The organism is Streptomyces sp. NPDC093064 (assembly GCF_044754605.1).
Lineage (GTDB): Bacteria > Actinomycetota > Actinomycetes > Streptomycetales > Streptomycetaceae > Streptomyces.
Map to the genome: position 1 here is coordinate 240392 of NZ_JBIVPK010000006.1, position 25043 is coordinate 265434.

Annotated in this window: 18 protein-coding genes; 12 read left to right on the top strand and 6 right to left on the bottom strand. The window is 72.7% G+C overall.

Annotated features, from left to right (window positions below; all coding sequences use genetic code 11):
• Positions 1 to 27 precede the first annotated feature (27 nt).
• The 7 genes from ACIQFZ_RS10690 to ACIQFZ_RS10720 all read left to right on the top strand — a co-directional run bounded on the left by ACIQFZ_RS10690 (position 28) and on the right by ACIQFZ_RS10720 (position 6775).
• Positions 28 to 855, top strand: coding sequence for a class I SAM-dependent methyltransferase (locus ACIQFZ_RS10690; protein WP_383058369.1), 828 nt, complete (start codon positions 28 to 30; stop codon positions 853 to 855).
• On the top strand, positions 852 to 2582 hold the full coding sequence (locus tag ACIQFZ_RS10695; RefSeq protein WP_402691065.1) for a CoA transferase: 1731 nt from the start codon (positions 852 to 854) through the stop codon (positions 2580 to 2582). The genes ACIQFZ_RS10690 and ACIQFZ_RS10695 overlap by 4 nt, the downstream gene beginning before the upstream one ends.
• A 75-nt stretch (positions 2583 to 2657) precedes the next feature.
• Positions 2658 to 3653 carry a UbiA family prenyltransferase gene (locus ACIQFZ_RS10700; protein WP_383058372.1) on the top strand — a complete coding sequence of 332 codons (996 nt, stop codon included), beginning with the start codon at positions 2658 to 2660 and terminating at the stop codon, positions 3651 to 3653.
• Positions 3654 to 3917: 264 nt separating this feature from the next.
• Complete coding sequence (locus ACIQFZ_RS10705; protein WP_383058374.1) at positions 3918 to 4064, top strand: hypothetical protein; 147 nt, start codon at positions 3918 to 3920, stop codon at positions 4062 to 4064.
• A gap of 301 nt (positions 4065 to 4365) precedes the next feature.
• Positions 4366 to 5043, top strand: coding sequence for a TetR/AcrR family transcriptional regulator (locus ACIQFZ_RS10710; RefSeq protein ID WP_365423908.1), 678 nt, complete (start codon positions 4366 to 4368; stop codon positions 5041 to 5043).
• On the top strand, positions 4994 to 5788 hold the full coding sequence (locus ACIQFZ_RS10715) for a maleylpyruvate isomerase family mycothiol-dependent enzyme (RefSeq protein ID WP_365423911.1): 795 nt from the start codon (positions 4994 to 4996) through the stop codon (positions 5786 to 5788). Before ACIQFZ_RS10710 ends, ACIQFZ_RS10715 begins: the two co-directional genes overlap by 50 nt.
• A 153-nt stretch (positions 5789 to 5941) precedes the next feature.
• Positions 5942 to 6775 (top strand): maleylpyruvate isomerase family mycothiol-dependent enzyme, encoded by an 834-nt coding sequence (locus tag ACIQFZ_RS10720; protein ID WP_376651451.1) that lies wholly within the window; start codon positions 5942 to 5944, stop codon positions 6773 to 6775.
• Positions 6776 to 6824: 49 nt separating this feature from the next.
• On the opposite strand, the gene ACIQFZ_RS10725 is transcribed toward ACIQFZ_RS10720, so the two are convergent.
• The gene (locus tag ACIQFZ_RS10725) at positions 6825 to 8618 is read right to left on the bottom strand and encodes a beta-galactosidase (protein ID WP_402691066.1); all 1794 of its coding nucleotides are present in this window, start codon (positions 8616 to 8618) and stop codon (positions 6825 to 6827) included.
• Between the two features lie 339 nt (positions 8619 to 8957).
• Between ACIQFZ_RS10725 and ACIQFZ_RS10730 the strand changes: the two genes are divergently transcribed.
• The 3 genes from ACIQFZ_RS10730 to ACIQFZ_RS10740 all read left to right on the top strand — a co-directional run bounded on the left by ACIQFZ_RS10730 (position 8958) and on the right by ACIQFZ_RS10740 (position 17157).
• Positions 8958 to 9998: a LacI family DNA-binding transcriptional regulator gene (locus tag ACIQFZ_RS10730; RefSeq protein WP_402691067.1), complete on the top strand. Its 1041-nt coding sequence runs from the start codon at positions 8958 to 8960 to the stop codon at positions 9996 to 9998.
• A gap of 304 nt (positions 9999 to 10302) precedes the next feature.
• Complete coding sequence (locus ACIQFZ_RS10735; RefSeq protein ID WP_402691068.1) at positions 10303 to 13035, top strand: family 20 glycosylhydrolase; 2733 nt, start codon at positions 10303 to 10305, stop codon at positions 13033 to 13035.
• Positions 13036 to 13101: 66 nt separating this feature from the next.
• A complete protein-coding gene (locus ACIQFZ_RS10740; RefSeq protein ID WP_402691069.1) occupies positions 13102 to 17157 on the top strand; it encodes an endo-alpha-N-acetylgalactosaminidase family protein in 4056 nt (1351 codons plus the stop codon).
• A 58-nt stretch (positions 17158 to 17215) separates the two neighbouring features.
• Here ACIQFZ_RS10740 and ACIQFZ_RS10745 read toward each other — a convergent pair whose 3' ends face one another.
• Positions 17216 to 18478, bottom strand: a complete 1263-nt coding sequence (locus ACIQFZ_RS10745) for a DUF418 domain-containing protein (protein ID WP_402691088.1) — start codon at positions 18476 to 18478, stop codon at positions 17216 to 17218.
• A 200-nt stretch (positions 18479 to 18678) separates the two neighbouring features.
• Between ACIQFZ_RS10745 and ACIQFZ_RS10750 the strand changes: the two genes are divergently transcribed.
• Positions 18679 to 19347 (top strand): response regulator transcription factor, encoded by a 669-nt coding sequence (locus tag ACIQFZ_RS10750; protein WP_365426433.1) that lies wholly within the window; start codon positions 18679 to 18681, stop codon positions 19345 to 19347.
• Entirely contained in the window at positions 19344 to 20456 is a 1113-nt protein-coding gene (locus tag ACIQFZ_RS10755) for a sensor histidine kinase (RefSeq protein WP_402691070.1), read from the top strand. The genes ACIQFZ_RS10750 and ACIQFZ_RS10755 overlap by 4 nt, the downstream gene beginning before the upstream one ends.
• Before the next feature lie 97 nt (positions 20457 to 20553).
• Here ACIQFZ_RS10755 and ACIQFZ_RS10760 read toward each other — a convergent pair whose 3' ends face one another.
• From ACIQFZ_RS10760 to ACIQFZ_RS10775, 4 genes are all read right to left on the bottom strand, one after another.
• Positions 20554 to 21192, bottom strand: coding sequence for a hypothetical protein (locus ACIQFZ_RS10760; RefSeq protein WP_402691071.1), 639 nt, complete (start codon positions 21190 to 21192; stop codon positions 20554 to 20556).
• Between the two features lie 79 nt (positions 21193 to 21271).
• Positions 21272 to 22555 carry an ATP-binding protein gene (locus ACIQFZ_RS10765; protein WP_402691072.1) on the bottom strand — a complete coding sequence of 428 codons (1284 nt, stop codon included), beginning with the start codon at positions 22553 to 22555 and terminating at the stop codon, positions 21272 to 21274.
• 104 nt (positions 22556 to 22659) lie between these two features.
• Positions 22660 to 23556, bottom strand: coding sequence for a class F sortase (locus ACIQFZ_RS10770; RefSeq protein WP_402691073.1), 897 nt, complete (start codon positions 23554 to 23556; stop codon positions 22660 to 22662).
• Between the two features lie 137 nt (positions 23557 to 23693).
• Positions 23694 to 24527 carry a hypothetical protein gene (locus tag ACIQFZ_RS10775; protein ID WP_402691074.1) on the bottom strand — a complete coding sequence of 278 codons (834 nt, stop codon included), beginning with the start codon at positions 24525 to 24527 and terminating at the stop codon, positions 23694 to 23696.
• Positions 24528 to 25043 lie beyond the last annotated feature (516 nt).

Below are 25043 nucleotides of genomic sequence, written 5' to 3' on the forward strand. Positions count from 1 at the left end.
TACTCACCCGCATCCCAGGAGCACTTGGTGAAGTCCGCTCTCCACGCACCCGCCACCGCGGTCTCGGATCCCGGCGAGGGATACGCCTTCGACAACGACAACGTCCACGCGACCGAGCAGCACCGCTGCCTCGCCGCGTCGCTGGACCCGATCACCACCGCGCGGCTGGCCGGCACCGGAGTCACCGACGGCTGGCGCTGCCTCGAGGTCGGCGCGGGCGGCGGCGGCGTCGCCACCTGGCTGGCCGAACGCGTGGCGCCCACCGGCGAGGTGGTGGCCATGGACATCAATCCGGTGCACCTCCCCGAACACCCGCGCCTTCGGACGCTGCGGCACGACGTGACCCGCGACCCGCTGCCCGAGGAGGCCTTCGACCTGGTCCACTCCCGTCTGGTGCTGCTCCCTCTGCCGCAGCGCCGGGCGGCACTCGCCGCGATGACCCGGGCCCTGCGCCCGGGCGGCCGACTCCAGCTCGACGAGTTCGACCTCGACTACGGCCCGGCCCTGCTCGCGCCGAGCCGTGCCGGAGCCGAGGTGTACGAGCGGTTCCTGGCGGCCAAGGCACGCGTGTTCGCACAGGCGGGAGCGGACGGCAACTGGGGACGGCACGCCGCCGGAGCAATGCGGGACGTCGGGCTCGTCGACATCGACCCGGTGCCCTTCCTGATGCCGTGGCACGCCGACTCGCCCGGCGTCCACCTCCTGATCCACCACACCCACCACCTGCGTGACCGCCTCGTCGCCGCGGGCATGACCGACGCCGAACTCGCCGAGGTGCGCGAGGTGATGCGGCATCCGCAGTTCCGGGCCGGCTCGTGCGTGATCTACTCCGTGCAGGGGCGGCGGGCTCGGTGAGCGTCGACGCGTGCGTACGGACCGAGGCGCGTCGGGCGCCCGAACCGCACCGGCCGCTGGCCGGGATCCAGGTGAGCACCGCGGGCGGCTCGACGGCGCTCGCGGTCGCCGCCGATCACCTGGCGCTCCTCGGCTGCGAACCGGCCACCACCGGCCCGGGGCACGGCCCCCTGGACACCGGCGACGCGGGCACCCTCGTCGCCGCCACGGGTGCCGGCAGCCTCACCTGCGCCATCGACTGGGCGGGCCCGGTGGCGCTGCCCCTGGCGAGCGAGGCCGATGTGCAGTCCGCCTGCGGCATCGCCCACATCCACGGGCGCCGGTACGGGGCGCCCACGCCGCTCGGCCTCGACTACGCCGGAACGGTGGCCGGGGTGCTCGCCGTGACCGGCATGCTCGCCGCGTTCCACGCCGCCGCGCGCGGCACCCGGATCGGCCGGGTGCGCACCTCGGTGGCGCAGGGCGCGCTGCTCGCCACCGGCCAGTACCTGGCCATGGCGAGCGCCGCCCGTACGCACCCTCCGGACATGCCGGTGCCGATGACGTCCCCCGCTCCGGACGCCGCGGCACCGCCGTTCACCAGCGCCGACGGGGTCAGGTTCGAGATCGAGACACTCGACGCCGAGGCCTGGCAGAGCTTCTGGACCCTCCTCGACGCCGAGCGGACCGCGATCCGCCGGGGCTGGTCGCCGTTCCAGAACCGGTTCGCCACCGCCGTCTGCCCGCTGCCCGCCGCACTGCACCGCGTCGCCGCGCGGCGTTCCTACCAGGTGATCCGCTCCGTGGCCGCCCGGACCGACGTCAGCGTGCTGCCCGTCCGCGGCCCCGACGCACCGGACCCGGGCGCCCTGCCCGAGACCCCATGGACCGTCAGCGCACTGCCCACCGCGGCGGGGCCCTCCGTGCCCTCACCCGCCACGGCCTCCCCCACGGTGTCCGGGCCGCTCGCCGGGCTGGTCGTCGTCGAGTCCACCGAACAGGTGCAGGGGCCGCTCGCCGGGCACGTACTCGCCCGGCTCGGGGCCCGGGTCATCAAGGTCGAACCGCCGGGCGGGGACCCCCTGCGCGGCACCGAGCCGCTGGTCGGCGGCTGCTCGGCCCGGTTCCTGGCGCTCAACCACGGCAAGGACGCGGTGGAGGCGAACCTGCGGACCCCCGGCGGCCGCGGCACGCTCCGCGAACTCGTCCGCGACGCCGATGTGTTCCTGCACGACTGGGCCCCCGGCAAGGCGGCCGCGTGGCGCCTCGACGCCCCCGATCTGGCCGGCGTCCGGCCCGGCCTCGTCCATGCCCGGGCGTCCGGCTGGGGCGAGGCCCTCGGGCCCACCCCGCCGCTCGGCACCGACTACCTGGTGCAGGCGGGCAGCGGTCTGGCCGGGCTGACCGGGCGGCACTGCGAGCCACCGACGCCCTCGCTGATGACGCTGCTCGACGTGCTCGGCGGTCTGGTCTGCGCCGAGGGGGTGCTGGCCGCGCTGGCGGCGCGCTCCACCAGCGGCCGCGACCGGCACGGCAGCGCCCCACTCCTGCGGGTGGACACCTCCCTGCTCTCCGCCGCGACCGTACTGACCCGGCACGGATCCGGCGCCGACGCCTCCCGCCGTCCCGGGCCCTCGGTACCGCTGACGTCCGACCTCACCGAACTCGCCGCGGACCCGCGGTTCGGCGCCGCACTGACCCGGGCCGGCTGTGTCCTGCCCGGCACGCCCTGGGAGTTCACCGCATGACGAAGACCTGGACCACGGCGACACCGCTGCTCCGCGCCCCGCGGACGCCCGACGCCACGACCACAGGGAGCGTCCATGACCAGTGAGCTCAGCACCGGAACCGCCACGGAGCCGCCGCCCCAGGAGGCCGGCGTCCGTACCGGCCGGCACCCGGGAGCGCGGCTGCCCGCCTACCTCCGGCCGGCCAAGCTCGGCCTGGTCGACTACTACCTCAGCCTGGCCGTCGTCTGGTCGCTGCTCCCCTCGTCCCAGCGGCTCGACGGCGGGTCGCTGCCGACACTGCTCGCGTTCCTGCTGGGCGAGGTGTGCCTGGTGGCGGCGGCCGTCGCGTTCGACGACGTCACCGGCTACCGAAACGGAAGCGACGCCGCGAACTACGGCCCCGACGCGCAGGCACGGGCACTGGCCCGCAAACCGCTGCCGGCCGGGACGCTCACCGAGGCGGCCGCGGTCCGTTTCGCCTGGTGCGCGCTCGTCGCCGGGTGTCTGTGCTGGACGGCGGCGCTGGTCTGGGCGCCGCACCGACCGTTGTGGGCGGTGCTCGCCCTGGTGGCCGCCGCCGTCGTCGTCCCGCAGTACTCGTGGGGGCTGCGGCTCAGCTACCGGGGATTCCAGGAAGTGTTCCTCGCCGTGGTCGGCTGCGCCTTCGTGCTGCCGCTGTTCGGCCTGCTCGCCGGGGAGGCGACCGGGCTCGCGGCCGTGGAGGCGTTCCTGTTCGGGCTGGGTCCGGTCCTGTTCGGCGTGTACTCCGACACCCACGACGTCGCAGGTGACCGCGCGGTGGGCCGGCCGACCGCCGCGTGTCCGCTGTCCCTCCGCGGCAACCGCCTGTTCATCGGTGCGCTGTCGCTACTCGAGACCATGGCGATCGTCACCGCGCCGCTGCTGGGATTCGCCCCGTGGTGGTTGCCGCTCGCCTTCGTCCCGCTGAAGGCGACCCGTGTCCGGCAGTTCACGGTCGGCATGGTGCGCGGTGACGTCCTGCGCGGCCGGCTGATCGGCATCCGGGCCCACCGGATCCTGGTCGTCACACTCGTGGCGGTCAATCTCACGATCACCGGCCTCGCCTGAGCCGGAAGGGCGGGGCAAGGACCCGAGCCGCGTCCCCGCGCTCCGAGCGGAGGCCCGCCCGACCCGTCGCGCCCCACCTTCCATCAGCTCCCGTGCGCGTAACGGGATTCCTCGGAGGTCACCCGATGGAACTCCTCGCCCCCGGACCGTTCTTCGACGTCCTGGCCGACCGCGGCACCGGGACGACGGTCCGTCTGAGCCGGCCGCTGGACATCGCGGCCGGCGGACTGCCGCACGCTGGACCTCGACGCGTGGAAGCAGGCCGTGACCGACCTCCCGCCACTCGGCGAGCCGACGGTGCTGCCCCTGGACCAGCTCCCGCTCACCGCGACGGGCAAGGTCCGTCGGCAGGAACTGCGCGACCGGCTGCTCGACGGGGCACTGCCCTACGGCACCGGACGGTGGACCTGATCCGTACCCGGGCCCCGTCCTGACGGTGGCCTTCCGCGCGCCACCGCCCATCCGCACGCGCGCCACCACCCATCCGTACGCGCACCACACCCGTTCCGTACGGAAGGTCGGTGAGCGGGTGCCGCCGTGACGCGAGCCGTCCGCGGGGCGGTCGGAGCGAGCCACGGTCACTGGAGGGTCGCGGAGTCCTGACCGCACGTCAACGCCCGGGCGATCGCGACGCATGCCCTCTCCCCGCGTGTCCGATCGTGGAACTGACGGGGTATTGACTCCCCTACGCCCATTAGGTTTTCCTAAGGACATGAGGGAGGACCGGAGGCTGCGCCGGCGCAACGACACCGTGCGGGAGATCCTCGACATCGCGCTCGAGGTGATGGCGGAAGAAGGCGTGGCCGCGCTGAGCATGGCCGAGGTGGCCCGGCGGATGGGTATGCGGCCGCCCTCGCTCTACCAGTACTTCCCCTCCAAGACGGCCGTCTACGACGCGCTGTTCGAGCGGGGGATGCGCGAGACGGTCGACGTCCTGGAGCCGTACCGGGCCGTGCTCTCCCGGGATCCGCGCGGTGCCCTCCTGGCGGGCCAGCAGGCCACCGTCGCCTGGGCGATGGCCCATCCGGTCCTGGCACAACTGCTGTACTGGCGGCCCGTGCCCGGATTCGAACCGACCCCGCGGGCCTTCGAACCCGCGGTGCGGCAACTGGAACTCCTGCGGGCCGCCCTCCAGGCCGCGGTGTGCGCCGGGCAGTTGTCGCCCGCCGCCGCCGAGGAGGACGGGATGGCCCTCTACACGGCGCTGATGGCCGGCGTGATCAGCCAGCAGCTCGCCAACGAACCGTCCGCGCGGGTCGAGGAGGGCCGCTTCACCCGGCTCACCCGGACGACGGTCGACATGTTCTTCCACTTCTACGCCCCCGAGGAGGGCGAGTGCGATGACTCAGACCTACGGGGAGGCCGCACGCCTGCCGCAGACCGGTCGTGACCAGTCGGCCGCGATCGCAGAGGCGGAAGGCCGGGCCGCCATGGACGTACTCGACAAGCTCGGGGACGAGGACTGGCACCGTCCCACCGACTGCGTGGAGTGGGACGTGCGCACGCTGGTCTCCCACCTCGTCGCCCAGTGCGAGGACAACATCTCCCTGGCCACCATGGTGCGTAGGGAGATCACGGGCAGGCGGCGCCACCGGGGCATGGGCCCGGTCGACGCCCACATGGCGGCCCAGATCGCCGACCACGCCACCGCCTCAGGACCGGAGTTGGCCGAGCGGTTCGCGCTGCTGTGGCCCCGCGCCGTACAGGCCCGTCGCCGCCGCCCGGGGCTGATGCGGCGCGCCCGGGTCGCCACCGGTGTGGCCGAGGCACCCCGGATGTCCGTGGGCCATCTGCTCGACACCATCTACAACCGCGACCTGTGGATGCACCGCGTCGACCTGGCACGGGCCACGGGGCAGCCCCTCGTGGTGGGGGAGCACGACCGGCTCATCGTCGAGCAGGTGATCCGCGACCTGGCCCTGACCTGGTCCGGAGCACCCGTCGTGCTGGAGCTCACCGGGCCCGCCGGGGGCACGTGGCTGATCGGCTCGGGCTTGCCCGCGTCGGTCGTCCGGGCGGACGCCGTCGCCTATCTGCGCGGCCTGGCCGGACGCGATCCGGACGTGCCCTTGGAACTGGTCTCCGGATCCGACGCCGCCCTCGTGGCCGCCCGCCGGGCCCGGATCGTCTTCTGATCCCCCGTCGGGCACCCTGGGAGCGGGCCCGGCCGGGATCGTGGGGCAGCCGTCGCGGTACCGATCCGCCGGTTGCCCGACCCGGTACGCTCGGCCCTCGTTCACAGCGGGAACTCGACCGCGCGTACACGAGACAGGAAGGGGTCCAAGGGCGTGCATCCCACAGTGCGGCCGGGCAACGGGCGGCCGTTGCCCGAAGGGCTCGCGGAAGCGATACGTGAGACCGCCGCTGACATCGCCGCGCTGCTGCGGGGCGCGGCCGACCCGGCGCTTCCCGTTCCGCGGTCGGAGTGGACGGTCGGCGAGGCGGCCGCCCATCTGGCGCTGGCCAACGAGCTGATGGCCGACCTCGCGCGCGGGCGGGATCGCCCTTACGGGGACGGCACACCGCAGAGTCTGGCGGCGGCCAACGCGCGGGCCCTCGCCGCGTTCGAGGAGCGTCGGCCCGAGCCGCTCGCGGCGATGATCGTGGAACAGGCCGAGGCGTTCCTGGACGCCGTGGACCGGGCCGCGGACGAGGGCGCCGCGGACGACCCGGCGCTCGTCACGCCGCTGGGCCGCATGAACAGGGCCACGCTCGCGTCCTACCTCCTGACGCACATGCTGGGCCACGGCTACGACCTGGCCCGGGCGCTGGGCCGCCCGCACATGGTCGACCGTGCCCGTGTCGGGCTGTGCATGCCGTTCATGCTCCTGGTCATGCCGAGGGTCACCGCGGCGTCCGCCGCGGGCATGACGGCGCGTTACGCCATCCGCCTGCGCGGCGGCGCCGCGTTCGGCGTCGCTCTCGACGACGGCGCCGTGCACGTGGCCTCAGGGCCCGCGATCCGGCCCGACTGCACGATCCTGATCGAACCGGTCGCCTTCCTCCTCATCGCGCTGGGCCGCCTCAACCCGTGGCGGGCCATGGCACGGGGGCACGTCATCGCCTGGGGCCGCAGGCCCTGGCTCGCGCCCCGCTTCCCGAACCTGTTCACGGCGCCCTGATCCGCCCGACTCCCCTGCGGCGCTCACCCCGGCCGTGCTGTCGGTGCCGCTACGAGGAGAAGGTCTCGACGTACTCCTCGGTCTCCCCCAGCTCCGGCGCGTCGCGCAACTCGATCCGCTCCCCGAGACATTCCAGCTCCAGCAGGGTGACGGTGTTCTCGCCCGGCACCAGGAGCGGCGCCGGGACGTACAGCGTCATCTGGGGGCCGATCTCCCAGTACCGGCCGAGCAGGAAGCCGTTGATCCAGACGAACCCCTTGCCGAAGCCGGGAAACGCCAGGAAGGTGTCCGCCCGCTCGTCCACCGTGAACCGTGCCGTCGCGAATCCGGCCGGTCCCCGCGGGTCGGTGGCGGCCGCCGCGCGGTCGACCTCCTCCGCCGACCACTCGTCCAGCGGCAGCGGGTGCGTCGTCCAGCCGTGGACCATCCGGCGTCCCACCCGGACATGGCCGAGGATGCCCTTGCCCTGGCCGAGGAGCGGGCCGTAGTTGATCCGCCCCTGGTTCTCGACGAGGAGTTCCAGCCGTACCCGCCGCCCCGTGCCGTGGAGGGTGAGCGAGGCGGCCTCCCGGTCGACGACGCCGGCCGGGGCGCCGTCGACGAAGACCTGGGCGCGGTCGTGCAGTCCGCTGACGGTCAATTCGAGGGCGCCTTCGGGGAGTTTCGGGTGCGCACGGTAGAGCACCAGGCCGGAGGACTGTCCCAGTTCCTCGAAGCTCGGCGGGTGGGGTGAGTCCACCGGCCGGGAGACGGCTTCCAGCCCGCCGAGCAGTTCGGCGCCCCGGACGACCGGGACGACACGGGGTGCCAGCAGCGCGGGATCGGCGGGCGGTGGCTGCTCCAGAAGGCTGGTCACGGCGCCGAGCCGGTCGCGCAGGGCGAAGAACTTCGGGGTGAGCCCGCCGTGTTCGGCGATCGGCGCGTCCGATTCATAGCTGGTCACGGTCGGCTGGATGGCCTCGCCGTCGTGGTTGGCGCCAGCCCAGAGCCCGAAGTTGGTGCCGCCGTGGGCCATGTAGAGGCTCACCGAGCCACCGGCGTCGAGGATGTCGCCCAGTGTCTCCGCAGCGCTCCGAGGCGACCGGACGTGGTGCCGCTCCCCCCAGTGGTCGAACCAGCCGTTCCAGAACTCCGCGCAGACGAACGGCTCGCCCCGGCGGCGCGCCCGCAGCAGTGCGGCGGCCTCGGCCGCCTGGGAGCCGAACGTCGCGGTCGCGAGCTCGTCGGGCAGCGTGCCGCCGTCGAGCATCAGCTCGGTCGGGCCGTCGGCCGTGAAGAGCAGTTCGGTGATGCCGCGTTCCACCAGGGCGTCGCGGACCCAGCGAAGGTACACGTGGTCGTCGCCGTAGCTGCCGTACTCGTTCTCGATCTGCACCGCGACGACGGGCCCTCCCCGCGCCGTCTGAAGCGCGGCGAGACGCGGGATCAACTGGTCGAACCAGCCCGCCACCGCGTCCAGGAAGGGGCCGTGCGAGGACCGCGGCCGCATCCCCGGGGTGCCCGTCAGCCAGGCGGGCAGCCCGCCGTTGTCCCATTCGGCGCAGATGTACGGGCCGGGTCGCACGATCGCGTCCAGCCCGGCCTCCTGCGCGAGGCGGAGGAACCGTTCGACGTCGTACCAGCCGTCGAAGCGCGCCCGGCCCCGGTGCCGCTCGTGGAAGTTCCACGGCACATAGGTGTCGACCGTGTTCAGCCCCATGGCGGCGAGTCGCGCCAGTCGGTCCGGCCACTGGTCGGGGTGGACCCGGAAGTAGTGCAGCGACCCGGCGAGGACGCGGTGCGGGCGGCCGTGCCGCAGGAGTTCGCCGTCGGGGTGGGACAGGGCAGGCGTCGGCCGGCGCATGGGGCGTGCCTCTCTCATGGTGCGGTGGCGCACGAGGCCGGCCCGCGACCGCGGGGGCGTCGCGCGGGAACGGGTCCGGGCGGGACCGCGCTCGTCACTGCCGCCCTGCGCGTGGTTGGCTTCCTCACGGCCTCTCCTTCGACGTGGGGTGGGGAGAGCGGAACCCGGCTTCCCTGCGGTCCGCCGCACGGCCGGGACACGCTGACGTGCCGGAACTATGACACAGGATGATAGCGATGCCAATGGGAGGGTGCCTCCGCTGCAAAAGGCACTCCGAGCAGCACGGACACCGCCGTGCGGGCGCTATCATCGCGGTGGGATGAGCGGACGAGGGAACGCATGAAGAAGCCGAGCGAAGGCGACGGCGCCGCACGGCCCCCGGGCATGACCGATGTCGCCCGGCTCGCCGGGGTCTCCCCCCAGACCGTGTCGCGGACCCTGTCCGGCCACCCCAACGTGCGGGAGAGGACGCGGGCCAAGGTCCTCGCGGCCGTCGACCAGCTCGGGTACCGCAAGAACAACGCGGCGCGGATGCTGTCGTCCGGCCGCAGCCGCACCATCGGCGTGGTGACGCTGCAGACCACCTTCTACTCGCGCACCGCCGTCCTGTACGGCATCGAGAACGCGGCGCGCGAGGCGGGCTACTCGGTCTCCACCGCCACCACCGCCTCCCTGGACACCTCCGCCATCGAGGGAGCGCTGGCGCGCCTTGAGGAGCAGGGTGTCGAGGGGATCGTCCTCGCCGTCCCGCTGATCCATGTGAGCAGGCGGATCGAGCAGCTCACGGGCTCGGTTCCCACCGTCACCATCGACGGGTCGCGCACCTCCGCCACCGAGGTGGTGGCCGTCGACCAGACCCAGGCCGCACGCCTGGCCACCCGGCATCTGCTGGACCTCGGGCACGAGACGGTCTGGCACGTCGCCGGTCCGCGCGAGTGGCTCGACGCGGTCAGCCGCACCCAGGGCTGGCGCGACACGCTGGAGGCGGAGGGCAGGAGCGTCCCGCCCGAGCTGGAGGGTGACTGGTCGCCCGCGTCCGGGTACCGCAACGGCCTCGTCCTGGGCCGGATCCCGGACGTCACGGCCGTCTTCGTGGCCAGCGACGAGATGGCGTTCGGAGTGATCCGGGCGCTGCACGAGCTCGGCAGGCGGGTGCCCGACGACATCTCCGTCGTCGGCGTCGACGACATCGCCCTGGCCGAGTACTGCTCGCCGTCGCTGACCACCGTCGCCCAGCCGTTCACGCAGATGGGAGCTCTCGCTGTCTCCCATCTGATGCGTCATCTGGAGGACCCGGACGCCGCCCCCGAACCCGCGTCCGTCGAGCCGGCCCTGATCGTGCGCGCGAGCACCGCGCCGATGCGCCGCGGCGACCAGTAGAAAGCCCTCCGCTTGCGGCCGGAGCAGCCCCGGAAGGAGGCGGCTCCGGCCGCCGCTCTGCCGTGCCCGGTCGGGGCCTGTCCGTGCCCGACCGGGCCGGCCCGGCTGCGGCCGACTGCGGACAGCCGGCAGTGCTCTCCGACGATGCACGGCGATGCCATCCCCAACAGCGAATCGCAAACAGCATCTGGTGTTATCGATGCCATTCCCCTACTGTCTCCCCCGCCCCCATCAGCGTCATGAGGAGGCGGCCAGGTGAAGCCCCTGCCCTGCGCCCCCTCCCGACCCGAGGAGGAACGGTCCTGTGAGACCCCGATCCCGTAGGTACCGGCGCCGCGTCGGCACGCCGGCCGCCCTGGTCACCGCGCTGGCCACGCTGACGACCACACCGGCCCCGGCGCGAACGGCCCCCGCACGCGCGGAGGCCGCACCGGACGCGACGACCGCGCCGGTGACGGTCCCGGCACTGCCCGACTGGAAGCCCGCCGAGGGGGCTTTCCACCTCACCCGCCAAAGCCGCGTGCTGGTCGACCCGCGCGCCACCTCCACGCACGACGAGGCCGCGACGTTCGCGGACGACATCGCGGTGCAGACCGGCAAGCGGCCGCCCGTGGTGCACAGCACCGAGGCGGCGAAGGCCGGCGACATCGTGCTGCGGCTGGACACCTCCCGCACCGATCTGGGCGCCGAGGGCTACACGCTCACCGTCGGCACCGCCGCCACCGTCACCGCCCGGACGGACGCCGGCGCGTTCTACGGCACCCGCACCCTGCTGCAGATGTTCCACAGCGGCTCGGCTGTACCGGCGGGCAGCGCCGTCGACGTGCCGCGGTACGCCGAACGCGGCGTCGGCGTCTGCGCCTGCATCATCAACGTCTCCACCCCGTCGCTGGAGCGGTTGGTGAAGGACGCGGCGTACCTGAAGCTCAATCAGCTGTGGATCGAGCTGAAGGTGAAGAGCACCACCCACCCCGAGGCGAACGAATGGGGCTACTACACCAAGCCTCAGATCGCCGCCCTCCAGCGGCTCGCGCACCGCTACCACGTGACGCTGGTGCCCGAGGTGAACTCGCCGGGCCACATCGAGCCGTGGATCCGTCAACGCCCCGACCTGCAACTCACCGACAACGCCGGGCAGAAGCAGGTCAGTCGCCTCGACATCACCAAGCCCGAGGCGTTCACCTTCCTGACCCGGATCATCGACGAGTATTTCACGGTGTTCGACACGCCGTACTGGCACATGGGCGCGGACGAGTACATGCTCGGCTCGGACTACGCCAGGTACCCGCAGATGGCGGCGTACGCCAAGGAGAAGTTCGGCCCGGACGCCGTGCCGCAGGACGCGTTCGTGGACTTCGTCAACCGGGTCGACGCCCATGTGAGGGCCAAGGGCAAGACGCTGCGGATCTGGAACGACGGCATCACCTCCGCCGCGACGGTGCCGCTCAACCCCGATATCGTCGTCGAGCATTGGACCAACTCCGGTCTGAAGCCCAGCCGGCTGCTGGCCCAGGGGCACCGGTTGATGAACGCGAGCAACGCGCTGTACCACGTCCGTGGCAGCTACGGTGTCAACACCCGGAAGCTGTACGACGACGGCTGGGACCCGCGGAACTTCCTCGGCGAGACCGTCCCGTCGGCCGACGGTGTCACCGGCGCCAAGCTGACGATGTGGCCGGACAACGGCTCCGGCAACACCGAGAACGAGGTCGAGTCCGACGTCTTCGCGCCGCTGCGCCTGGTCTCCCAGGTCACCTGGGGCCGGCCCAAGCCCGACCCTGACTACGCGGCCTTCACCGCCCGGGTGAACGCGGTCGGCCGGGCGCCCGGGTTCGAAAACGTGGACCGGACGCCGGTCCAGCCGGGCACGTACACCCTCGCACGCGGCGACGCGTTCCTGTCCGCGACCACGGCCGCCGAGGGCGCGCCGCTGACCATGGGGGCAGCGGAGTCGGCGTGGGACCTCGGCACCACCGCCGACGGCTACTACACGCTGCGCAACGCCGCCACCGGCCGCTGCGCGGAGTCCCGGGTCGGCACCCGCTACCTCAACACCCCGCTCGAGCCCGGCACCCCGATCACCGCGCAGACCTGCGCCGCGGGCAACCGGCTGCAGCGCTGGCAGGCCACCGCGGCCGACGGCGGTGTCACCCTCACCAACGCGATCACCCGGATGGTGGCCGTCCTCGACGACGACGGCCGCCTGGTGCAGCAGGTGCCGGACGGCCACCGGGCCACGGTGTTCACCCTGGCGCCGGTGCTGAGGGTGTCCGCGGCAGCCGACCGGGCGACCGTCGTGCCGGGCGGCACCGCGACGCTGACCGTCACCGTCGCCAACACCACCGCCACACCCGCCTCCTCGGTCGAGGTCCGGCCGACCGCCCCGGCCGGCTGGACGGTGACCCCGGACGGCGCGACCGCGTCGACCGTAGCGCCCGGGGCGACCTGGACTGCCACCTTCACCGCCGCGCCGCCGCAGCGGGCGCAGGCCGGGACAGCCTCCCTCGGGGTCGCGGTCGACTCCACTGTGCAGGGCGTCCGCCACACGGTCACCGCCTCGGCGCAGCTGCGCCTGAGCTGCGCGGACACATCGACCCGGCCGACCGCCGTCACCTACGCGGACAGCCAGGAGACCGCCGGGGAGGACGGCCGGGCCGTCAACGCGATCGACGGGAACCCGGCGACGTACTGGCACACGGAGTGGTCGAGGAACGAGCCGCGTCCACCGCACGAGATCCGGTTCGACCTGGGCGCGGCGAAGTCCGTCTGCGCCGTCACCTACCTGCCCCGGCACGGCAGCGGCGGCGGCTCCGGGAACGGCCGGATCGCCGACTACGAGATCTACCTGAGCACCGACGGCAGCACCTGGGGCGAACCGGTCGCCAAGGGCACCTTCCCCAACACCGCCGAGGCCCGGTGGGTGCCGGTGCCGACCACGACGGCGCGTTACCTCAGGCTCGTCGCCCTGTCCGAGGTGAACGGCAACCCGTGGACCGCCGTCGCCGAAGTCGGCGTCGACGCGACGCCGACCCCCTGACCCACCGGCCCCGACAAGGGTCGTGTCTTCCTCTCTCCCGTACCGGAGTCATCAGGAGGCCCCACCGTGGATGCCATCCACCCGCAACGCCCTCGACGCACGCCCCGGTCGAGAACAGGCGCCGCCGCGGCGACCGCCGCGCTGCTCGCGCTCGGCACGCTGTCGGCCGGCGCCCTTCCCGCCCACGCCGGCCCGGCCGCCGCGCCCACGACGGCGGCGCCGGCTCCCCCGGACCACCCCGCGACACCGGTCGAGCTGACCGGTCCCGGCCTGACGGTCCAGGTGGCCAAGGAGTTCCCGCAGGTCATCTCGTACACGATGAACGGCAGATCCCTCGGCGGCCAGGCGCGGGCCCTGGACACCTTCACCGTCAACGGCAAGGCGCACACCGCCACCACGACCATGACGGCGAACGACAACCAGGCCGTCTACACCTCCGTCTTCGCCGATCTGCCGGACCTCACCATCACCTCGACGATCACGGTGACCGACGAGGGGACCGTCGTCTTCGCGGTGAAGAGCATCGAGGGCGCCGCCGCCTCCACCGTCGACCAGTTGTCGATCCCCGACCAGTCACTCGTCTCCGCCGACTCCTCCTCCCCGCACACGGCCCTGGCCCGTACGAAGATCTCGACGAACTCGACCACCACGGCCGACGAGTTCGTCCCGATCACCGCCGCCACGGCCCCCGACAAGGCCGCCGTCGGCACGCCGTACGGCTTCGTGAGCAACGGCGACCTGGCGGGCGGCATCATCACCAACGCCACCGACGACTCCGCGCAGGACAACAACGACAACTGGAACACCCGCCTTCAGTCGCGGATCGTGGACGCCGGCAACGGCGCCCGGCGCGCGGAGCTGTCGGCCGGCACCTACACCTACGCGCCCCGGGGCGCCACCGACCCGCGGGTGAGGACGTACGCCCTGCCCAAGACGACCGTCGTGCTCGCCGCGGACGCCAACGGGGACGGCCGGGTGGACTGGCAGGACGGCGCCATCGCCTATCGCGACCACATGCCCCGGCCGCTCGGCGCGGACCGGGTGCCCGAGCGCGTCGTGCAGCACATCCCCTTCAACTTCGCCAGCCAGGCGACCAATCCGTTCCTCAAGACGCTCGACAACGTCAAGCGCGTCTCGATGGCCACGGACGACCTCGGCCAGTGGGTCCTGGAGAAGGGCTACGGCAGCGAGGGCCACGACTCGGCCCACCCGGACTACGGCGGCAACTACAACACCCGGGCCGGCGGGCTCGCCGACCTGAACAAGCTCACCAAGGCCGGTGCCGAGTACAACTCCGACTTCGCCGTGCACGTGAACGCCACCGAGGCGTACCCGCAGGCGAGGAACTTCAGTGAGGCCCTGGTCAAGGGCCAGGTCAACGGCTGGAACTGGCTGAACCAGTCGTACCACATCGACCAGCGCGCCGACCTGGGCTCCGGAGCCGTCCTCGACCGGTTCGAGCAGCTGCGCCGCGAAGCCCCGGGCCTCAAGGGCCTCTACATAGACGTCTACTACTCCAGCGGCTGGCTGGCCGACTCGCTGGCGGCGCGGCTGCGGACCATGGGCTTCGAGGTCGCGACCGAGTGGGCCTACAAGTTCGAGGGCACGTCGACCTGGTCCCACTGGGCGAGCGACAAGGGCTACGGCGGCGCCACCAACAAGGGCATCAACTCCAACATCGTCCGGTTCATCGCCAACTCCGACCGCGACGTGTGGAACGTGGACCCGCTGCTCGGCGGGGCCAGCGTCAAGGAGTTCGAGGGCTGGACCGGCCACGACGACTTCAACGCCTTCTACCGGAACATCTGGACCGACAACCTGCCGACCAAGTTCCTCCAGCACTACCAGGTCATGAACTGGGACTTCGGCAAGTCCGCCACCCTCACCGGCGGTGTCCGGGTCGCGAAGGCCGACGGCAGGCGCCAGGTGTCGATGGACGGCACGGTCGTGCTCGACGGCGACACCTATCTGCTGCCCTGGGGCGAGGCGAAGGACGGCAACGGCACCTCCTCGCCGAGCCGGGCCGACAAGATGTACTACTACAGCGCCTCCGGCGGCACCCGCACCTTCGACCTGACCCGGCAGTTCGCCTCCACCCGCAACTTCACGCTGTACAAGCTCACCGACCAGGGCCGGGTGAAGGCCGCCCAGGTGAAGGCCCAGGACGGGCGGGTGACGCTCACCGGCGACAAGGACCAGCCCTACGTCCTCGTGCCGAACGGGAACCAGGCCCCGCACCGGGACGCGCACTACGGCGAGGGCACCGGCCTGGCCGACCCCGGTTTCAACGCCGGAAACCTGGACGCCTGGAACCCGCGCGGCGGGGCGGCGGTCGCGCGCAGCGCCACCGGTGACAACGTCGTGCGGCTCGGCACCGGCGAGTCCGGCATCTCCCAGCAGGTCAAGGACCTCAAGCCGGGCCGGCGGTACACGCTGAGCGCCCATGTCGAGGTCGCCGCCGGGCAGCGCCGCGCCGTCACCCTGGGCGTGACCGGCGACGGGGTGAAGGCGCACAACGGTTTCGACACCACCCCGCTGCGGAACACCATGGCCGCCGACTCCAAGCAGGGCACCTACGCGCAGCGCGCGTCCGTCGCCTTCACCGCGCCCGCCGACGGCGAGGTCACCGTGGCGATCGGGGCGGCCGCCGGGGACGCGGCGGTCACCCTCGACGACGTGCGGATCATGGCCGACACCTCCACGCCGCTGCCGCGGGGCGAGGACGGCCCGTCCGGCGGCACCGTGGTCGCCCACGACGACTTCGAGGGCAACCAGCCCGGCTGGGGGCCGTTCGTGAAGGGCGACGCGGGCGGCTCCACCGACCCTCGCACCAGCGTCAGCGAGCTGCACGCCCCGTACAGCCAGAAGACCTGGAAGAACACCTACTCGCCCTACGCCTCGGGCACCCTCAAGGGCCAGGCGGTGGACGACGTCATCGGTGGGAAGCACTCGCTGAAGGCCCACGAGGAGAACACGGGACTGGTGTACCGGACGGTCCCCGCCACGGTGCCGTTCACCGCCGGGCACAAGTACGCGGTCTCGTTCCGCTACCAGACCAACGTCGAAGGCCAGTGGGCCTGGGTGACGGGAGCGGACCGGGTCGGGGACGGCAAGGCCGTCTCCAAGGACATCACCCGCGAGACGCTCGCCCCCGCGCTGGACACCGCGACCTACTCCAAGGAGATCGTCGCCGGCTGCGGCGACACCTGGGTCGGCCTGCGCAAGCTCGGCGGCGCGGCCGGTACGGACTTCGTCCTCGACGACTTCCGTGTGACCGACCTCGGTCCGGTGAGCGGCGGCGCCGCCTGCGCGAGCGTGACCACTCCGGCCGGCGCCGACCTGAGCCCCGGCGTGCCGGGCGAGTACGTCACGACGTTCACCAACAACGAGCAGAGCGACGTCACGAACGTCGCCCTGCGGCTCGACGGCCTGCCCGACGGCTGGACCGCGATGGTCGAGAAGCGCGACGGCAACCTCTTCGACAGCGTGAAGCCGGGCGCGACCGTGAGCACCACCTGGATCCTCACACCGCCGGCGAGCGCCGCGGGGACGTCGGCGACCTGGAAGGCGACGGCCGTCTACGCTGATTCCGGCGTCACCAAGACGGTGTCGGCGGACGCCAGGGCGGCTGTCTCGACCGTGCCGGTCCTCTCGCCCGGCTCGATGACGGCGACCGCCGACTCGGAGAACCTCTCGTCGGGACCGGCGGAGGGCCCGGTGGCCAACGTGCTGGACGGTGACCCGGGCACCATCTGGCACACCGACTACAGCCACGGGAACGCGCCGTACCCGCACTGGGTGACGCTGAAGCCGGCCGGTCCGGCCGACGTCAACGGCTTCGGCTACCTCGACCGGCAGAGCGGCGGTCAGAACGGCCGTGTGGGGGACTACGAGGTGGCCGTCTCCGACGACGGCCGCACCTGGTCCACGGTGGCCAGGGGCACCCTCGTCGACTCGCCGCAGATGCAGCGGATCTCCTTCCCCTCGGTCCGCGCCTCCTACGTGAGGTTCACCGCGCTGAACGCTCTCAACGGCCAGCCGTTCGCGGCCGCCGCCGAGATGCGTGTGTACGGCACTCCGGTGGACCTGCCCACCGGGTACCCGCCGGCCGACCGGCCGTAGCGGCACCTCCTGGCCCTGCCGCCACCGGCGTGTTCACCACCGGTGGCGGCAGGGTCGTCTAGCGGACGTGCCGGGCCGGGCTGGTGGCCAGGTGGAGCAGGGACTCCAGGGGGCCGCGCCGGAACAGCCGGGTCCATGCCGTGGCCAGCAGCACGGCGACGGCGATGAAGGAGAGGAGCACCGGAAGCGCGGACATGCCGTCCTCGTCGATCCCGCCCACGTGCCAGACGTCGGAGAGCAGCCACAGAGCGACGATGTGCAGGACGTACACGGTCAGCGCGATCATGCCGACCGCGGCGACGGGCCTGGCCGCGCGCGTGAGCCGTGGCAGCCGGGCGGCGACGGTCAGGCACACGGCCATCACGACCAGGGCCACGCCCGTGTTGCCGAGGATGGAGAACGTCGTCTCACTGTGCGGTGCGGCCACCAGCAACCAGGCGGGCGGGATGTGGTGCCCGGTCTCGCCGACCCGGTCGGACCACCACGCCGAGTTCGCCGCGCCGCCGTCCGTGGCGGCCGAGACGGCCGGCAGGGCGCGCGGGACCAGTCGCAGGGCCAGCCAGGAGCCGCCGTAGCCGAGCAGGGCGAGGGCGCCGCCGGCGGCGCCCAGCCGGGACCGGACCCCGGGCCGGGTGAGGTCGAGCCGGGCCACCACCATGCCCGCGATCAGGTACGGCACCCAGGCGAGAACCGGATATCCCCCGGTGAACAGCAGCTCGATGATGCCGAGCGTGCCGGTGATCCGGGCCAGCGGGTCCCGGGCGACGACCGCGTCCGCCCAGTGCCCCTCCTCGATCGACTTCCGCACCACGTAGAGGATCTGCGGCAGGACCAGCGCACCGGCGGCGGCGATGAGCGCCAGGGCCCCGGCCCGCAGCCGGTACAGCGGCAGGACGGCCAGGAAGAGCAGTCCGTAGAAGCTGAGGATCACCTCGACGCCGGTGTCGAGGGCGGTCAGGACGTAGCCGAGCACCACGAGCACTGCGGCGCGGATCACGATCCTGGCCACCGCCTGACGGCCGGCCCGCCCGGTCCGGGGACGCGGCCGGCCGGTCAGGATGATCAGCGAGAAGCCGGCCAGCAGCGCGAAGAGCGCGGAGGACCGGCCCCGTGCCGTCTCCAGTAAGAACCCCACCGGCCCGCCCACGGTCACGTCGGGGCCGACGTGGGCGGAGTACATGCCGAAGACCGCGAGTCCGCGCGCCAGGTCGATGCCGATCAGCCGTCCCGTCGACGGCGGCCCGGCGCGGGTGGCGGCGGGCTCGGCCCCTGTCCCGGACGGCGCCAGTGACGGCACGGCCGACGGTACTGCGTTCTGCATCATGTCCTCAGACTCTGCCAAATACCCGGCACGACGTACATGTCTCCTTTCCGAAGGTACCCGGCCGACCGGCCCGAGCCGCCCCGGCCGGTCGGCCGGCGCCGCGGCCGCCGGTCGGCGGGAGGCGCCTGCGGTCCGCGAGCGGGCGGACACCCCGCGTGATACAGATCGAGCGACGGGCTGCGACGAGCGGAGCGCACGTGATCCGGGTAGTGGTGGTCGACGACGAGGCCCTGGTCCGCGGGGGCTTCACACACATCCTCAACACGGCGGGCGACATCGAGGTCGTGGCGGCCGTCGACGGCGGCCGGGCCGTACGGGCGGTGCGCGAGTCGCGCCCCGATGTGGTCCTGCTGGACATCCGGATGCCCGACGTGGACGGGCTCACCGTCCTCGCCGGCCTCCGGCGCCTGCCGGACCCTCCGGTGGTCGCCATGCTCACCACGTTCGACACCGACGAGTACGTGGCGACCGCGCTGCGCTCGGGCGCCGCCGGTTTCCTCCTCAAGGACACCGACCCCGAGCAACTTCCGTCTCTCGTGCGTGCCCTGGCCGAGGGCGGCACGGTGCTGTCCTCCACGGTCACCCGGACGGTGGTGGACGGCTACCTCAACAACGGCGTGCGCGAGCCGTCCGCCGTCCGGCTCACGGCCCGGCTGACCGAACGCGAGCGCGCCGTCCTCGTCCTCATGGCCGAAGGGCTCGCCAACACCGACATCGGCGCCCGGATGCACCTGAGCACCGGCACCGTGAAGGGCCATGTCAGCGCCGTCCTCGGCAAGCTCCGGGTCGGCAGCCGCGTCGAGGCGGCGCTGATCGCCGAACGCGCGGGCCTGCTCACGCCGTCGCAGGACGGCCGTGCCGGATGAGTCCCCGACGGCCGCGGCCCGCCCTGCTGGACGCCGCCCTGGTCCTGGCCGCGCTGGCCGATGCCGCGGTCCACGTCCACGTCGAGGCGCGGGCGGCCACGGCCTGCGCACTGCTCGCCGCCCTGGCCCTGGCGCTGCGTCGCCGCCTGCCCCTCACGACGTTCGTGCTCACGCTCCCGAGCGCCCTGGTCGGCGAAGCGGTGATCGCCCCGATGGCCGCGCTGTACACGCTCTCCTCGCTCAGCCGCCACCGCCCGCTCCTTGCCGGCTGCGCCCTGGTCTACGCGACCACCGACTTCCTGCCCTGGCCGTGGTCGTCCCTGAAGGCTGCCGAACTCACCCGCACCGGCAGCCTGTTCCACCTCAGCTACACGCTGGCCACCGCGGCCGCCCCCGTCTTCCTGGGCCAGTTGGTACAGGCCCGCCGCGACCTGTCCCTCCGGCTCGCCGAGATCTCCGAGGCCCGCGAGTACGAACGGCTGCTGACCGCCCAGAGCGTCCTGGCGAAGGAACGCGCGCAGCTCGCCCGGGAGATGCACGACGTGGTGTCCCACCAGGTCAGCCTGATCGCCGTCCAGGCCGGGGCGCTCCAGGTGGCCGGTCCCGACACCGGGACGAGGAAGGCCGCGGCGACCATCCGGCGGCTCAGTGTGGAGACCCTCGACGAGCTGCGGCACATGGTCAGCGTGCTGCGCGCCTCCGGCAGCCGCCCCACCGAGCTGACCCCCCAGCCGTCCCTCGCCGACCTGCGACGGCTGGTGGACGGCAGCGGCATCGAGGCGGAACTGAAGACGGACCTGCCCGAGGACCTTCCTCCCCCGGTTCAGCGCGCCGTCTACCGCACCGTGCAGGAGGCCCTGACCAACATCCGCAAACACGCGCCCGGCGCCACGGCGACCGTCCGCGTCCAGCACAGCGGCGGCACGCTGCGCGCCACGATCGCCAACACCGCCCCCACCCGGTCCGCCCTCCCGCTGCCCAGCGCCCGCCACGGCCTGGCCGGCCTGCGCCAGCGCGCCGAGCTCCTCGGCGGCACCGTCACGTCCGGGCCCACGGCCGACGGGGGCTACGAACTCCTCCTGGAACTGCCGACCGGCGACCCGTCGTAACCACCCGCGGCAAGCGAACCGGGGCAGCGGAGCCGCCGGACGGCGTCCGGCCCGGGATGCCCGGTTGGTCGTCCGTCGGGACGACGGTTCCGCGCCGTCAGGACCTCCATCGCACATAGGACTTGAAGGCCCGGCCGGGCAGCCGGACGGCGAGGCGGTCCTGGCTGTGGCGGGACAGGCCGGCGAAGGCGCAGCCGATCGCCGGGGCGGCGAGAAGCGCGATGAGGACGGCGACCAGTGCCGCGTCGAGCGCGCTCTCCCTCTGGTAGCCGCCCAGGATCAGGGTGCGGACCCGGATCCGTCCTCCCGCCTTGCCCTCCGCCCAGTGCAGGACCGCGGCCGTGTCGACGAGGCTTCCGTCCTCGGCGACGAACGACCCGGAGCAGGCCCTGCTCTTGCCTCCCCTGCCGCCCTCCTCCCGATGGCACTCGCGGGCCGTGAACATACCCGGGGTGCCCGCCCATCCCACCGCGGAGACGGCCACCGTGCCCAGCAGCACGATGCCGGTCAGGAACACGACGGACCCGCACCACCACACGAGCCGCCGCAGCGGGGCGGCCGCGGACGCGTCCGCTCGATCGGCCAGTTTCCGCAGGGTCCGCTGCCGGTCCGCGCCGATGCCCCATCCGGCACCCTCCGGGGCGCCGGGCGCGCGGTAGCCGCTCGCGCCACCGGCCGCGGCCCTGCGGCGCCGCGCTCGCCGGCGCAGCGACGCCCTGTTGCGTGACCTCGCCACACCCGCCTCCCGCCCGACCGCGGCGTCACCGCCGCACGCCGGTTTCGTCGTCGACGTCGGCCCGGCATCGTCGCCCGTCTCAGAGGCGACTGTACTTCTCGATGTCCTCGCTGAACTCCTCGATCGCCTGCGCGGTGAGCGTGGGCCGGGTGTCGGCGATGGCTTCGAGGTAGTCCTCGGTGGTGGCCGGACGGCCCTGCCGATGCGTGACCTCGCGTTCGAACGCCGCCTGCGCGCCCTTGCGGGCGGCGAACTCGATGTCGGCCGGGGTGAACAGCTCGCTGGCGGCGACCAGTTGTGCCACGTCCACCGAGTCGGCCGCCCGGAGATAGCGGTCCCAGATCGCCGAGCGGGCCATCGCGTCGGGGGGTCCGATCGGGATGACGTAGTCGAACCGGCCCGGCCGCAGGAACGCCGGATCGAGGGAGCGCACCGAGTTCGTGGCGCAGGCCAGCAGGCGGGAGTCGTGCTCGCGGAAGCCGGGGATCAGCTTCAGCAGCTCGTTGGTCACCCCGTGCCCCGGGTCCACCGCCATGCCGGATCGCACACCGGCGATCTCCTCGACCTCGTCGATGAAAAGCAGCACCGAGTCCAGTTCCGCCAGATCGGCGAACACCTCCCGCAGCGCCGCCGCCAGCCCCTCGCTCGTGTCGGCGGCGAGCCGGGACGGGAAGAGTTCCACGAACGGCCAGCCGAGCCGCGAGGCCACCGCCTTGGCGAAACTGGTTTTCCCGGTGCCGGGCGGGCCGAAGAGGATGACCCCTTTCGGTGGGACGACGCCGTAGCGGTCGGCGAGCGTCGGCTCCGCCAGAGGGAGCACGACACGCCGTTCGACGACCTGCTTCTCCCGTTCCATGCCGGCCATGGCGTCCCAGAGCCCCTCGGGAAGCATGCGCCCGCCCAGTTCCGTGAGGGCGCCTGCGTTGGAGGGTCCCTGCGGTTCGAGTTTCTCGTAGTAGACCAGGTCGTCCCGGAGCCGGTAGCCGCAGTGTTCCAGGGCCGTGGTTCCGGCGGCGCCGGGCGGCAGCAGGGCGCTGATGCGACGCACGCCCAGTGCCCTCAGGCGCCGTTCCAGTTCGGTGAGGAGGGCGCTGCCGATGCCGCGCTGACGCCACCGGGCGGCGAGCGCCACCAGGAGGACCCATCCTCGCTGGCCGCTTGCCCGTGCCGCGGCCATGCCCACCAGTTCGTCACCCACGACGGCGACCACGGCGTTCTGTCCGGCCCGGGCCTCGGCCATCACCTCCGAGACCGGGAAGACCGGATCCTCGCTGGCCTGCCGGCTCTCCTCCCAGATCAGGATCGCCTGGTCAAGATCGTCGTCGCGATAGTCGCGCAGGTGCCATGCGGGCATCGCAACCACCTCACCGCTCCCGGCAGTCCATTGTCTCCGCTGGTGCGCCGGGCGGCGAGCCATGCAGGCCGGGGTGGGTGCGACACGCACTGGTACGCACCCTTCCCGGTTCGTCAGCTTCGCGAGCTCGAGGCGAGGTGGGCGAACACGACCACGTTCTCCTGGTAGCCCCCCTTGGCACGGTCGAACTTCCCGCCGCAGGTGATCAGCCGCAGCTGGGGGGTCGCGGTGTCCGCGTAGACCCTGTCGTCGGGGAAGTGCGCCTTGCTGAAGGCATCGATGGAGTCGACCTTGAAGCGGGCGACGGTGCCGTCCGCGCGGGTGATCTTCACGACGGCTCCGGGTTCGAGCGAGTCCAGCTCGGCGAAGACCGCGGGACCGGTCTTGGTGTCCAGATGACCGACGACGACCGACGCTCCGCGCTCGCCGGGCGACGGCCCGCCCTTGAACCATCCGACCAGGTTGGTGTTCTCGGCCGGCGGCGGGTTCAGTTGTCCCGAGGCGTTGACGGACAGTTTGGTGAACGGCGCGTCCACCCCGATGTCCGGGATCGAGATCCGCGTCGGTGCCGAGCGGGGCAGCGACTTGCCGGCCTTGGTGCCGGTCCTTGGGTGGGTTGTGGAGTCGGTCGTCGTGCCGGTCCTGGGATCGGTCGTCGTGCCGGTCTTGAGGTCGGCCTTGGGATCAGTCGTCGTGCCGGTCCCGGGATCGGTCGTCGTGCCGGTCCTGGGGTCGGTCTTCGTGCGGGTCCTGGGGTCGGTCTTCGTGCGGGTCCTGGTCTCGGTCCTGGTGTCGACGCTCGGCTCCGGCGACAGGGGAGCCAGGGAGGTGATCGCCGCCGGACCGTTCGTGTGCGTGGGGTGCGCCACGGGCGCCGCGACCAGGGAGTTGTGAATGAGAGCGATGCCCAGCCCGACCGCTGCCGCGGGCCACAGCAGGCGGAGCCGGGAACGACGCTTGGCGGGCTTGATCCCGCGCTGCTCCGTCTGGGGCGGCTGCTGAGAAGCCATGGACGGTGCCTTTCGTCATGGGGTGGTACTGGCCGCGGGCGACGGTTGGGGTCGGCCGCCGCTGCCGCGGCCCGCGCTGCCCTCCTGGGGAGGTGACGCGGACCGCGGCAGCCCAGCGACAAGCAAGAGCAGCCCGATCAGGCCGCGGAGGGGTCCGACGCCTGACGGCGGCGGAGCATGTACGCGCCGGCACCCAGGCCGCCGAGCAGCAGCGCGGCCCCCGCCCCGAGGCCCAGAGTGTTGGAGGACTGGGCCAGCCCGCCACCGCCGGCGTGCACGCCACCGTGCGGCCGGCCCTTGCCACCCTCGCCACGGTCCTCGCCACGGTCCTCGCCACCGTTGTCACGGCCCTCGCGACCCTCGTCGCTGTCACCGCGCTCGTCCTCGTCACGACCACCGTCGTCGTCAGCCTTCAACAGGGCCAGGGCTCCGCCACCGGCGTGCACGCCACCGTGCGGCTGGCCCTTGTGGCCCTTGTGTCCCTTGTGGCCCTTACCGCAGTCGTCGTCGCAACCCTCGCCACGGCTCTTGCCGCCCTTTTCGTGGCCCTCGCGACCCTCGTCGCGGTCACCGCGCTCGTCCTCGTCACGACCACCACGGTCGCCGTCAGCCTTCAACAGGGCCAGGGCTCCGCCACCGGCGTGCACGCCACCGTGCGGCTTGCCCTTGCGACCCTTGCCACGGTCCTCGCCGCCGTTGTCACGGCCCTTGCCGCCCTTGTCGCCGTAGTCGCGGCCCTGGTCGTCGTTGTCGCGGCCACCGCGGCCTTCGTCGTCGCCGCGGTCCTCGCCCTTCTGGCCCTCGTCACGGTCGTTGTCGTCGGAGTCCCCGCCGCGGGAGTGGTCGGCCTTGACGGCCTGCTGCTGCGAGGAGGGGAGCGCGGTCAGGGTCACCGCGCTCGCAGCAGGGGCGGAGAACGCCACAGCCGCGGCCAGGGCCGCGGAGGTGAACAGGGTACGGGTGATACGCATGGGTGTTCCTTCCGTCACGACTGCGAGAGCCGGCCCAACGCCCACTCAATCGGGAATCGCAGCCGCAACGTGATCACCTTCAGCGGAATTCTGACGCCCCACCACCTGAGCGTCGCATTCGGACTACTGACACCCTCTCCGTACGTCCGAGCGGGGGACCGAGGGCGGCCTTGGCCGCGGTGCTCTCTCTTCCTCGGTCAGGAAGGGCGGAATCCCGTTGTCCGGGCCGGTCTCCCGCTCCCCGGAGCCATCCGCGGGACGCCCGCGGGCCGAACGAAGCCGTGCGGGGGTCAGCGGCCCATGCCGGCCATCCATATGGCCCACAGCCGATCGGTGACAGCCCGTTCTCAGCGTCGAACAGCCGTCCGTCTTTGGTAAACCGGCTCACTGAATACGCAAAGAAGGTACAAAGAATGACGAAAGCATACAAAGACGCGACGGGTCGCGCACCGCGGTACGCACGTCACGCATTCGACAGAACGACGGGGGCGGAACCGGCGCCCGGATGTCGTGCGG